The following is a 12,450-nucleotide window of genomic DNA, read 5'->3' on the forward strand; positions in this document are numbered from 1 at the left end:
GTAAACATGAATTCATGGTTACTTTTACCTCACCATAAAGATAAATAATAAGGAGTCCGCAAAATGGGTGGACAACATGGTCATGACCATAGTCATGCTGTAGTGACTGAAGGTAATGCCAAGAAACTAACGATTGCCTTGGCGCTTACTACGACATTTTTAATTGTTGAAGTCATTGCAGGTTTAATCACACAAAGTCTGGCATTGCTCTCTGACGCTGCGCATATGTTTACAGATGCAGCTGCTTTGGCAATTGCTCTGGTCGCAATTCAGATTTCAAAACGTCCCGCTGATAATAAACGTACTTTTGGTTATCAGCGCTTTGAAATTCTGGCCGCTTTATTTAATGCACTCATGCTGTTCGTTGTGGCAATTTATATTTTATATGAAGCCTATATCCGTTTCTCTAAGCCACCCGAAATTCAAAGTGTGGGCATGTTGATCGTGGCAACCATTGGTTTGTTGATTAACCTCATCTCAATGAAAATCCTGATGTCGAGTGCCAATAACAGCCTAAATGTGAAAGGTGCTTATCTAGAAGTATTGAGTGATGCACTAGGTTCAGTAGGCGTTATTATTGGTGCAATTATTATTTACTTCACTAATTGGTACTGGATTGACACGCTTATTGCAGTACTGATTGGATTTTGGGTATTACCAAGAACATGGATTTTGCTTAAACAGAGCATTAATATTTTGCTCGAAGGTGTGCCAGAAGAGGTCGATATTGAGAAATTACGTACAGATCTACTTTCTTTAAATGGCGTTGAAAGTATTCATCAACTTAAAGTATGGGCCATTACGTCTAAAAATATTCATTTAACGGTGCACTTGTTTGCGCCTGAAGCTGATCGTACCAAGTTGTATCAAGATGCTGTTGAAATGCTTTCTCATGAACATGGTATTGGTGAAGTGACATTGCAAATTGAGGACGATGCCGAGATCAATTGTCAGCACATTGCTCAGCATGCTTCGCACAAACATGATGATGCAGACAATGCACATTCACATCAGCATTAAGCTGATGTGAACAGTTTTTTTAAATTTCCCATTCGTTATTGCAGTCACGGCATTTCCAGTGTTTTTGTGACTGCATAAATGCTTGCATAGACAGTTTAAAATCAGGCAAATCACGCCAGAACATAAAACCTGCCCCTACAGTAACCACAAATGCAACTACTGTTGCGATTTGAAGAGAACTACCTGCACCATTGCCAAAAATCCACATAAAGATGCTAATGACTACTAACAGTAAAAGCACAAAAATTGCAGGAATCAAGATAACCAGACTTTTAGGAACGACAGGTTTTGCGCTGTTCACGCCTTGGCTCACAGGCATAATTTTAACACTTTGACATTTAGGGCAACGATATTGCATGAGAACTCCACATTTAGTTTGAATCTATTCTAACGGAAATGTGCAGAAAGAAAAAAATTTGTAAGATATCGATGAAATGCATTGAGTTAGCAGAAAAATTACTTATGGATAAACAAAGAAATATAAAAAACGGATGATTTATTCGTACACATAAAAAATAAAATAATATTGTAGAGCATGCTAATCTACAGAAAAATGAAGTGTGATTAGCACAATAAATGAGCTTAAATACTCGAATAGGATGTGGGATAAATATAAAAAGGAGATAGGGACTTGGGTCAACAAGATGACAATAAGTCGCAGCCTACAACGACAGCACCGGTTTTAGCTACCCCAGATACTGCTAAACCGTCATTATCTCGTCGATTACTGCATAAGACATTGCAACATGCTCAAGATGCAGTTGGGTTTGCTAGCGACACGACACGTAATATTGCAGAGGTTGCCGATGCTGCTTTGGACGCGCTCGATCAAGTAACTACGCATACACGACGTGGAGTTGTCGGAATGACAAATCTGGCAGCTGGCACGGTAAGAGATATGGTGTCTGAAACCAGTGAAACAGCACGCCAAGTCGCATTGATTATGGCGCGAACTTTTTTAGGCAAAAGTACCTTAACGTTGTACTTACCCGAAATGTTATTAAATAATCAGATTCGTAAGCGCATAGATCGCTCCGAAATTGATGATATTAAAATCAAGTGCGGCAATGACAGTTTCCAAGTCGAGATCGATGGGCATTATCATCGCTTCATGTATCGTTTGAGTTTAGATTTTAAAGTATTGGAATGCCGTATTGGGCAGGAAAAATTCTTACGCTTGCGTCAAATGGATGAAAGTCTTGATGTGCAGATTCGTCATGGCGGCATCTTGTCAAATTGGGCTGTGCGACGTATTGGTCGAGTTGGTTTCGAAGTGGTAAATATGTTGCCTATTCCATCACTTATTAATCATTTGATTGGTGATATTCCCGGAATCCAACGCGATGGCCACCGGATGTGGTTTATTGACCTAGAGCAAGCAGGATTTATTGACTTTATTAACAACCGTTCATGGATGGTTGAAAAGCTTCTGAGTTTGACTGATTTTAGTATTTTACCGGGCTTGAATATTTTGAGAGAAAGTCGCGAGCTTGTGCAGCAGCTCGTAGATCAGTTTGAAATTAGAGGACTACGAGTGCAGTCTGGTCGTCTTGAAGTACAAGTAGGAATTGCGGGTTGATAGAGCATATAAAAAGTTAATCATTGATTGGCTTTTTATTTTTTAGGCAAGAAAAAAGCCACTGACGTTATGCAGTGGCTTTTTAGAATTTGGCGTCCCTACGGGGATTCGAACCCCGGTTACCGCCGTGAAAGGGCGATGTCCTAGGCCTCTAGACGATAGGGACTTATATGAGGCATACATCTGAAAAATATTGGCGTCCCTACGGGGATTCGAACCCCGGTTACCGCCGTGAAAGGGCGATGTCCTAGGCCTCTAGACGATAGGGACGTTTCAGAGGTGGGCGTATATTAGGTCGATTTAATAAAAGTGTCAAATAGTTTTCTGAAGAAATATTAAAAAAAACAATCAAGCGATTAAAAATAACTCAAATTGTAGAAAATATATACATTTAGCCCTCATTTTTCTGAAAAGGTTCAATAATTGCCTTTATAACCGATGGATGTTGTAAATATCCTAAAATCTCATGTGGTTGGTGGGCAAAGGTATAAATTTTCTGATTGATAATGGCAGGATCAAAATTAAATGGGGCCTCGCATAAGGGAAAAGCGGTCAAAAAATCATCTTGAGAGTAAAAATTAAACCAGTCACCATGAATACAGGGTGGTCTAGAAATTGGATTCGGGAGCTTACTTTGAATCACGCGAAAAGCTAAAGGGGAAGCTAGGGTGATAAAACGCTTAACTGAGAATTGATAAGATGGATCTGATAATAATTGGAAAGCGATAACTGAACCGAGAGAGTGTCCGACCACAATATAATCTTCTTCTTCTCGCATTTTCTTTAAAATTCTTTGATGTACTTCCTGCATGAACTCTGGATTAGATAAATACATATAAGTTTCGATAAGGAATTGTTGAATCAAACTTTCATGCAGTTTAGGAAAGTTATTTAATAGAACAACTAGTTCTTTCAGTACGCGATCTTTAACTAATTGAGAAGTGAGATAAAGTCGTTCTGAGAAGCTTTTATCAGCTTGATCGGTTGAGGGACGTAACAACGGAACAAATGGAGTGTGCTCTTTAGGTGGAGGATTACTTGGGTGTACGTTAATAGGGAAATAATTATTAAAAAATGATTTAGGTAACAACGTGTTAAGGTCTAATTGATTGCTTAATTGGTATTTGGTCATTAAGTCGCCATAAAATGGCATGTGAATATGAAGATCACGGATATTAACTCTGCAAGGCATTTGTTTTAGGCCGAGCTTAAACACTTTTAACCAATGCTCTTTCAAGCGATGTGCTGTGTAGTTTTGTTGATTCATCCCATGGATAAATATAATTTTCATTCTATACAAAGAATTGTTTTTAATATAAATTTTAATTTACCGTGGTCTGATATATAAAACCAGTATGTAGGCAAAAAAAAGTGTAGCTTTTTGCTACACTTTAATTGAATAACGACAGGTTTAGTCTTTATTGCGATAAAAAATAAAATAACTGACATAACATAAAGCTGTAAAAATAAGACAGCCTACAAAACCAGCACGCATTTCAGGGTCTGCTGCCATACTCAAGCAAGTAATGAAACAGAAAATAAAACCTAAAATTGGCACAATAGGAAATAAAGGCGCAGCATATTGTAAGTCTTTAACAGTATGGCCTGATTTATACCATTGGCGGCGGAAATTGAACTGGCTTAAACAAATGCTCATCCATACAATCACCATGGTAAAAGCCGCTACGCCAAGCAGATTCTTAAAAATAGTCTCTGGTGCAAATTGCTCTGATAGCAAACCTGGAATTGCTCCAAACATGGTTACAACTAGAGCAACGATTGGTGTTCCACTTTTTGATAAAGTCGCAAACACACTAGGTAGTAATTTTTGTTCTGACAGAGACCACATCATACGTGAAGCTGCATATAGGCCAGAATTGGCTGCTGAAAGCAGAGCTGTGATAATTACAAACCTAATAATGTCATCCGCATATGGAATGCCAATATAATTAAATACCGTCACAAAAGGACTGCTACTTACACCATCACCGCCTAGACCTGCGAGTTGGAATGGGAGTAAGGCGCTAATAACGATGATGGTACCTACAAAGAAAATAAGTAGGCGCCAGATCGCGGCATTAATCGCTTTTGGTACATTTTGAGCTGGATCTTTTGTTTCGCCAGCTGCTACACCAATTAATTCAGTTCCTGAGAAAGCAAAGTTAACAATTAGCATGGTCGTAAAAATAGGAATTAAACCATGAGGGAACCAGCCTTGAGCTGTAAGATTGCTAAATAGTGGAGCAGTCTGGGCACCATGGAATGGAATTAAACCAAAAATTGCTAATAAGCCAAGAACAATAAAAGCAATGACCGTAACGACTTTAACAAGGGCTAGCCAAAACTCAGACTCAGCAAAAATACGCGTTGAACTAATATTTAAGCCAAAAATAGTAACTGCAAAAATAATTGTCCAAATCCACATTGAAATCTGAGGGAACCATTCTTGCATGAGCAATGCTGCGGCTGTGAATTCTGTTCCAAGCGTTGCAGTCCAAGTTAACCAGTACATCCAAGAAATCATATAGCCTGTACTTGGACTAATGTATTTTTTGGCATAGGCACCAAAAGAACCTGAAACAGGCATGTGTACAGCGAGTTCTCCTAGGCAGAGCATGACCATGTAAGCGATCGCGCCACCAAGAATATAGGCAATAATTGCGCCAATAGCTCCAGTTTGTGAAATGACTTCCCCTGAACCTAAAAATAGACCAGTTCCGATCGCTCCGCCCAGTGATAACATCACAAGGTGGCGAGTACTCATGGCTCTTTTTAAAGGTGCAGTACTGTTCTGATGCTGATGAGCATCTAGTTGTTTGTCAGATGGCTGCATATTACACATTGAGAGAATTAAGAAAGACGCTATTTTAGATAAAATAGACAAATGTGCAATCTAGAAAGAGATAAAGAATAAACAGTAAGGTGACGATAGAGTCTTTTAATAATTTTTAAAGCAGAATATGGCGTCCCTACGGGGATTCGAACCCCGGTTACCGCCGTGAAAGGGCGATGTCCTAGGCCTCTAGACGATAGGGACTTGATGAGGCAAACACGAAGGAGCGTGGTGGAGTCAAGCGGGATCGAACCGCTGACCTCTACAATGCCATTGTAGCGCTCTACCAACTGAGCTATGACCCCAGTTTGTGTGAGCGCAATCTTAGGGTGAATGCGCTCACACGTCAACAAAAAAATGAATTAAACTTCGCTAGTTGCGTCATTTTTCGGCAATTTTAAGCTCTCATTCAGTTTTTCCCAATTTTTAACTTCTTTCTTACTTGGTCCGCCTACAATTTCTAGGGCATGACGTAAGCGAGCGAAAGTTAAATCAGGTCCAAGCGTAACCATTGATTGCATCACTGGGGTCGAACTCGTTGAACCGGCGATTGCAATAAAGAACGTTGGCATGAAATCACGTAATTTAATGCCCATCTGATTCGCAAGATCCATTAGGGTTTGGCTAACGGTGTCATTATTCCAAGTAAACTGACCTTCAAGACGCCAAATTGCAAATTGTAAGCTTTGACGAACTTGCTCTTGAGTCAATTTTTTACTTTCAAACATTTCAGCAGTAATTTGTGGCATATGGTTAAAATAGAAACCAGCCCAATTTACAGTTTCTGAAAGTAAATTAATACGTGGTTGAATAGCGGCAGCAATGTCTTCTAAAGTTTTGCGATCACTCTTCCATGTTAACAAACGGTCTAATAATTCGCCAGGTGTCAAGCCTTTGATCCATTGACCGTTAAGCCAGTTCAATTTTTCAACGTCAAAAATTGGTCCACCTAGTGATACACGTTGAATATCAAAGTTATCCATCATGTCTTGTAATGTGAAAACTTCTCTTTCATCCGGCATTGACCAACCCATGCGGCCTAAATAATTTAATAAGGCTTCAGGTAATACACCGATGTCGCGGTAGTAGTTAATTGATGTCGGGTTTTTACGTTTAGACAATTTTGATTTATCAGGGTTACGCAACAGTGGCATATGGCAAAGTGTTGGCATTTCCCAACCAAAATATTGGTAAAGCAACTGATGCTTTGGTGCAGAAGGAAGCCATTCTTCACCACGCAATACATGAGTGATTTCCATTAAATGGTCATCAACAACGTTAGCTAAATGGTAAGTTGGTAAACCATCTGTTTTTAGAAGGACTTGCATATCGACTTGAGCCCAAGGAATTTCAACCTCACCACGTAGCAAGTCATTAAATTTACAAACACCTTCTTCAGGCACTTTCATGCGAATGACATGAGGTTCACCTGCTTCAAGACGTCGAGTCACTTCTTCTTGAGAAAGTTTTAAACCGCGGCCGTCATATTTTGGTGTTTCGCCACGTGCTTGTTGTTCTGCACGCATCTGATCCAGTTCTTCAGCTGTTGCGAAACAATAAAAAGCATGACCTTTTTCAACAAGTTCTAATGCGTATTGCTTATAAATTCCCATACGTTCAGATTGGCGATATGGTGCATGTGGGCCCCCCACATCTGGACCTTCAGACCAATTTAGACCTAACCAACGCAATGAATCCAAAATCATTTTTTCAGACTCTGGTGTAGAGCGAAGTTGGTCTGTATCTTCAATCCTTAAAATAAATTCTCCGCCATGTTGTTTCGCAAAACACATGTTAAATAAGGCGATGTAGGCGGTGCCGACATGAGGGAAACCGGTAGGGGAAGGTGCAATACGAGTACGAACTTTCATAGGTAATGGGTCAAAATAAAAATTGAAACTATTATAACGAAAAAGCCCAGTATTCTGACGTTTTATTTAACATCAGACTGGGCTCAAACTGAAACGAAGAGGGGGTGTTTCAGATTTTAAGAAGCATGCGGCTGAAAGATCGCCTGAACAAAACGTGAAAAACGTTCGTGCTGAGCAGCAAGAAAGTTTTGAGTGGGGGTAACGCGAATTGAATTGAGTACTTTAAGTTCATCATTTGTGGAAGGTAATACAATAGGATTACGTTTCTGTTGATCTAAAGCTTTTTCAATAAGCGAAGTCTGCTTATCTGAGCCAGTTTTGTTTGGAGTATCTTTAAGTACTGCTGCTGCAGAAAACTGTGATGCCAAACCCAGCACCAAACTTAAGCTTAACGCTTTTCCATAATGAATTTTCATTATTAATCATCCCCTCTGTTCATTACATTTCATCTATTTTTTGAGTTTAACGAAATGTAAAATTACGGTAATACTACGATTTAAACATAAATCTTAATAAAAAAGTGGAACTGCATCACACTTTTTACAAAAATTATCTATATTTTAATCTGGTCGACCCAAATGTAGGTCATATGTATCCTTTGAGCTTCATTATTTAACAAATTAATGTGTAGATAAAGTGAAGGCCCTCATTAAGTTGTAAGGATAATTACAAAACTTTTCAAAAATGAAATAACTTAGACATCTTAATCTATATATTTTAAAGAGATTAATAAAAAATATATTAATATAAGTGATTGATTGTAAATTATAAAATTAAAAATATAGTAAAATTAAAACCAATGATGGATTTTGTAAATGAAAAAAATATCAATAATGGCTGTAGCTGTATATTTGGGAATGGCAACAGCAGCTCAGGCTGCTACTTCTTTTTTAAACGTTTCTTATGATCCGACCCGAGAATTTTATCAAGAATATAATCAGGCTTTTGGGAAGTTCTGGAAACAGCGTACGGGGCAAGATGTTGAATTTAAACAGTCGCACGGTGGATCTGGTAAACAAGCTCGGGCGGTGGCTACTGGTTTAGAAGCTGATGTTGTAACGTTAGCGTTAGCGAATGATATTGATGAGATTGTGAAAGCAGGTTTTATCCAGCCGAACTGGCAAAAAGAATTTCCGAATAATTCTGCGCCTTATACTTCGACTGTTGTATTTCTAGTACGAAAAGGTAATCCGAAAAATATACGTGATTGGAATGACTTAACAAAACCGGGTGTTGAAATTATCACCCCTAACCCTAAAACAGGGGGCGCACCTCGTTGGATTTATTTGTCTGCGTGGGGTTATGCTTTAAAACAACCGGGTGGTAATGATGCCAAGGCTCGTGACTTAGTTAAAAAGCTTTATCACAATGTAAAAGTACTTGATTCGGGAGCTCGCGGTTCGCTAACAACATTTGCCGAACGTGGCATTGGTGATGTTTTATTATCTTGGGAAAACGAAGCTTTATTGGCAACGAAAGGACCTGATAAAGACAAATATGAAATTGTTTACCCATCAATTTCAATTTTGGCAGAGCCATCAGTCGCAATTGTAGATAAAACCGTTGATAAAGATGGGAACCGCACTTTAGCAAAAGGCTATTTGAATTTTTTATATTCACCTTTAGGGCAAGAGCTGGCTGCTAAGCATTATTTCCGACCACGTAATGCTCAAGTGGCAGCAAAATATGCAGTACAATTCCCAAAAATTAGATTATTTACTATTAACGATGTGTTCGGTGGTTGGGCGAAAGCTCAGAAAACTCACTTTGCTAATGGAGCTGTCTTTGATCAAATTTATGATGGGAAGCAGTAAATAAAATTACCTAAAAAACAGTAGTTCAAAAAGAAAATTTAAAAGATAAATATTCATAAAGAAAGCAGGCAAACTTAAAAAGGTTAGCTTGCTTTCTTTTTTTGCTTAAAAAATGCTAACAAAACGGTTTTATCTATGAAAAATTAATATTTTCCTACAAAAAGCCGTTTGGCGTTGATCATAAACAAGGTGATAATGTGCAGTTACATTTTTACGCAATGATTTAACACCTATGTCGCATATTTCTGTCTTACTTTTTGAGACCGTTGAGAGCTTATTGGCAGATCGCACAACAGGGGTGTATATCGATGCAACCTTCGGACGAGGTGGGCATACACGTTTATTGCTCTCAAAACTTGATGAAAATGCACGAGTATATGCATTTGATAAAGACCCTCAAGCTTTGGAAGTTGCGGCTGCTTTGGCACAAGAAGACCCAAGATTTACCATTATTCATGCCAGTTTTGCTGATATTAAAGAAAAAATGCAGGAAATTGGTGTGATGAGTGTTGATGGCATTATGGCTGACTTAGGGGTGTCATCTCCTCAACTCGACCAAGCTGAACGTGGTTTCAGTTTTATGCAAGATGGTCCTCTAGACATGCGAATGGATAATTCTAAGGGATTAACCGCAGCTGAGTGGTTAATTGAAATTGAAGAAGAACAATTAGCAAATATTATTTATCAATATGGCGAAGAACGTTATAGTCGACGTATTGCAAAAGCGATTAAACAAGCTGGAAAACTAGATACAACAGCCCAATTGGCAGAACTTGTTAAAACAGCTCATCCAAAATGGGAAAAGCATAAACATCCAGCAACACGTACATTTCAGGCAATTCGTATTGCTATTAATAAAGAACTAGATGATATTGAAGTATTTTTACCACAAGCTGTAGACTTACTAAAACCAAAAGGGCGTTTGTCTGTGATTAGCTTTCATTCTCTTGAAGATCGCTTAATCAAACAATTTATTCAAAAAGAATCGACTTTGGCAGAAGATATTGGCTGGGGAATGCCACAGCAACAGGTAGATACAAGAAGGTTAAAGAAAATTTCACGGGTTCGTGCGAGTGAAGAAGAAGTAAAAGCGAACCCACGTTCACGTAGTGCATGGCTTCGGGTTGCTGAACGCTTGGAACAAAAAGGCGCGTAATGAAAAGCAGTGATGAAATTGAAACCACTGAAAATAAAGTGGGGAAAAAAGTTGTGGCATACACCGTATTAGTGGCGCTTGTTTTTATCAGTGCCATGATGGTGGTATTTCAAGTGTTTGAATATCGTCATGATTATAGAGAGCTTAGCTCTTATATGCGTGAACGTGATGATCTCAATGCTGAATGGGGACGTTTGCTTATTGAGCAACAAACCTTCGGTGCAACAGCACAGATTGGTACGCGTGCTGTAACCCAACTACGCATGTTTTCACCACCTGCTGCAGAAACGGTGGTAATTTCTTTACCGATGACCTCAGAGCAAAATAAGTAAGGCCTTGCTGTATGGTAGATAAGCGAACAAAGCAAACACGGAAAAAACAGCAGTCTATTTCGGAAAAGCCAACTCTTGCCTTCGATATGTGGCGGTTTTATCTGCTCTGGGCAACAGTACTGCTCTGTTTTGTTGTTTTAATTGCACGTGCATTTTATGTGCAAGTGATTAATAAAGACTTTTTGCAAAACAAGGCCAATGCCAATATTTTGCGTACTGAACGTATTGAGGCAATGCGTGGGGTTATTAGTGACCGTCATGGCGTGCCTTTGGCCATTAGCACGCCTATTATGAAAATTGTCATTGATCCACGTGATTACTTTGACGCCAAGCATTTATATGACGAAATTACAGCTGAATTAAAAAAAGATCCAAATAATCGTAAGTTAAAACGACAATTACCAGATAAAAACCTAAATCTTGATGAGTTGGCGGATGTGGTTGGTTTAGATCGCGCAGATCTAAAAAAACAAATGAATGCACGCCCACGTTCTCGTTATTTGGTTTTGAAAAAAGAAGTGCCGCCGCAACAGGCAGATATTATTACAAAGGGTAATTTCCAAGGCGTTTATGCTGAGAAAACCTATAAACGTTATTATCCTCAACCGCAACCAAATGCTCAGATTATTGGTTTAACCAATAGTGAAGGCCAAGGGATTGAAGGCTTGGAAATGCAGTTGAATAAACAACTGTCGGGGGTAGATGGCGAACAAAAAATTATTCGTGATAAACGTGGTAACCGCTTAAAAGTTTCAGAGGTTATTCGTGAGGGTGAACCAGGCGAAAACATCACTTTAAGTATCGACTCTCGTTTGCAATATATTATGTATCGTGAGTTGACTGCTGCTGGTGTTGCAAATAACGCTCGTTCGGCGACAGCAATTGCTGTTGATGTTAAAACAGGCGAAATTCTGGCCATGACCAGTTGGCCATCTTATAACCCGAATGATAAAAACGGGTTATCTAATAAAGATGCCATGCGTAACCGCGGTGCGATTGATATGTTCGAGCCAGGTTCTACCATGAAGCCTTTTACAGTTTCTGCTGCACTTGAAACTGGACAATATACGCCAAATACTATTGTCAATACTTCGCCAGGTTCAATGCGTTTAGGCTGGCATACTATTCGTGATACGCATAATTATGGTGCTTTGACTGTCAGTGGCGTAATTATTAAGTCATCAAACGTGGGTTCAGCAAAAATTGCGTTGTCACTTCCTAAGGAAACATTACCAAGCTTCTTTAACCGTGCTGGCTTTGGTAAGCGTTCTGCTGTGAAGTTCCCTGGTGAAAGCTCTGGTTTAGTACTTCCTGTAAACAAATTAAACTCTTCCCAAATTGGTACCATGGCTTACGGTTATGGTCTAAATGCAACTATTCTTCAGTTGGCGCAAGGTTATGCAATGCTTGCAAACCATGGGGTAAAAATGCCTCTAAGCTTGCATAAGCTCGATCAAGCACCTAAAGGTGAGCAAGTTCTTGCTCCAAAAATTGCTGATCAGGTTTTGCTTATGCTTGAGCAAGTGACGATGCCAGGCGGTACTGCAAAGCAAGCTAATATTCCAGGTTATCGCGTTGGTGGTAAAACAGGTACGGCTCATAAACTGCGTGCAGACCGTAAAGGTTATTCTAATAATGAATATCGTGCTTTATTTGCAGGTGTAGCTCCGATTAGTGATCCTCGTTTAGCGGTTATTGTAGTTGTTGAAAATCCACAAGGCCGTTATTACGGTGGTTTGGTTGCGGCCCCTGTTTTTGCACGCATTATGCAAGAATCATTGCGCTTAATGAATGTGCCGCTTGATAAGCCCCTTGATACTCCAGAAAATCCTATTCGCAGGTAAG

The 12,450-nt window shown here is 39.2% G+C and carries 11 protein-coding genes and 4 tRNA genes; 6 read left to right on the forward strand and 9 right to left on the reverse strand.

What is annotated here, in order from left to right; translation table 11 throughout:
• Positions 1–63: 63 nt before the first annotated feature.
• Positions 64–1,020, forward strand: a complete 957-nt coding sequence (locus RFW85_RS08760) for a cation diffusion facilitator family transporter (RefSeq protein ID WP_309171416.1) — start codon at positions 64–66, stop codon at positions 1,018–1,020.
• A gap of 19 nt (positions 1,021–1,039) precedes the next feature.
• Here the strand turns inward: RFW85_RS08760 and RFW85_RS08765 are convergent, their stop codons facing one another.
• A complete protein-coding gene (locus RFW85_RS08765; protein ID WP_002117013.1) occupies positions 1,040–1,378 on the reverse strand; it encodes a hypothetical protein in 339 nt (112 codons plus the stop codon).
• Between the two features lie 273 nt (positions 1,379–1,651).
• Here RFW85_RS08765 and RFW85_RS08770 point away from each other — a divergent pair, with 273 nt between their 5' ends.
• Positions 1,652–2,599 (forward strand): hypothetical protein, encoded by a 948-nt coding sequence (locus tag RFW85_RS08770; RefSeq protein ID WP_309171417.1) that lies wholly within the window; start codon positions 1,652–1,654, stop codon positions 2,597–2,599.
• Positions 2,600–2,689: 90 nt separating this feature from the next.
• Here RFW85_RS08770 and RFW85_RS08775 read toward each other — a convergent pair.
• The 8 genes from RFW85_RS08775 to RFW85_RS08810 all read right to left on the reverse strand — a co-directional run bounded on the left by RFW85_RS08775 (position 2,690) and on the right by RFW85_RS08810 (position 7,719).
• Positions 2,690–2,765, reverse strand: a tRNA-Glu gene (locus tag RFW85_RS08775).
• A gap of 28 nt (positions 2,766–2,793) precedes the next feature.
• A tRNA-Glu gene (locus RFW85_RS08780) sits at positions 2,794–2,869 on the reverse strand.
• Positions 2,870–2,990: 121 nt separating this feature from the next.
• Complete coding sequence (locus tag RFW85_RS08785; RefSeq protein WP_170249218.1) at positions 2,991–3,890, reverse strand: hypothetical protein; 900 nt, start codon at positions 3,888–3,890, stop codon at positions 2,991–2,993.
• A gap of 120 nt (positions 3,891–4,010) precedes the next feature.
• Positions 4,011–5,432, reverse strand: coding sequence for an amino acid permease (locus tag RFW85_RS08790; RefSeq protein ID WP_170249216.1), 1,422 nt, complete (start codon positions 5,430–5,432; stop codon positions 4,011–4,013).
• Positions 5,433–5,560: 128 nt separating this feature from the next.
• Positions 5,561–5,636 (reverse strand) — tRNA-Glu (locus tag RFW85_RS08795).
• A gap of 25 nt (positions 5,637–5,661) precedes the next feature.
• Positions 5,662–5,737: transfer RNA gene (locus RFW85_RS08800), tRNA-Ala, on the reverse strand.
• A 57-nt stretch (positions 5,738–5,794) separates the two neighbouring features.
• Complete coding sequence (gene gltX / locus RFW85_RS08805) at positions 5,795–7,303, reverse strand: glutamate--tRNA ligase (RefSeq protein ID WP_309171418.1); 1,509 nt, start codon at positions 7,301–7,303, stop codon at positions 5,795–5,797.
• 116 nt (positions 7,304–7,419) lie between these two features.
• Complete coding sequence (locus RFW85_RS08810) at positions 7,420–7,719, reverse strand: hypothetical protein (protein ID WP_004639749.1); 300 nt, start codon at positions 7,717–7,719, stop codon at positions 7,420–7,422.
• Between the two features lie 399 nt (positions 7,720–8,118).
• On the opposite strand from RFW85_RS08810, the gene RFW85_RS08815 reads away from it, so the two are divergent.
• From RFW85_RS08815 to ftsI, 4 genes are all read left to right on the forward strand, one after another.
• Positions 8,119–9,117 carry a sulfate ABC transporter substrate-binding protein gene (locus RFW85_RS08815; protein WP_309171419.1) on the forward strand — a complete coding sequence of 333 codons (999 nt, stop codon included), beginning with the start codon at positions 8,119–8,121 and terminating at the stop codon, positions 9,115–9,117.
• Positions 9,118–9,349: 232 nt separating this feature from the next.
• Positions 9,350–10,273, forward strand: coding sequence for a 16S rRNA (cytosine(1402)-N(4))-methyltransferase RsmH (gene rsmH / locus RFW85_RS08820; RefSeq protein WP_309171420.1), 924 nt, complete (start codon positions 9,350–9,352; stop codon positions 10,271–10,273).
• Complete coding sequence (gene ftsL / locus RFW85_RS08825) at positions 10,273–10,605, forward strand: cell division protein FtsL (RefSeq protein ID WP_170249213.1); 333 nt, start codon at positions 10,273–10,275, stop codon at positions 10,603–10,605. Before rsmH ends, ftsL begins: the two co-directional genes overlap by 1 nt.
• 11 nt (positions 10,606–10,616) lie before the next feature.
• The gene (ftsI, locus tag RFW85_RS08830) at positions 10,617–12,449 is read left to right on the forward strand and encodes a penicillin-binding protein PBP3 (protein ID WP_309171421.1); all 1,833 of its coding nucleotides are present in this window, start codon (positions 10,617–10,619) and stop codon (positions 12,447–12,449) included.
• Position 12,450: the final 1 nt, after the last annotated feature.

Source organism: Acinetobacter sp. 12966, from assembly GCF_031196995.1.
Taxonomy (GTDB): domain Bacteria; phylum Pseudomonadota; class Gammaproteobacteria; order Pseudomonadales; family Moraxellaceae; genus Acinetobacter; species Acinetobacter geminorum.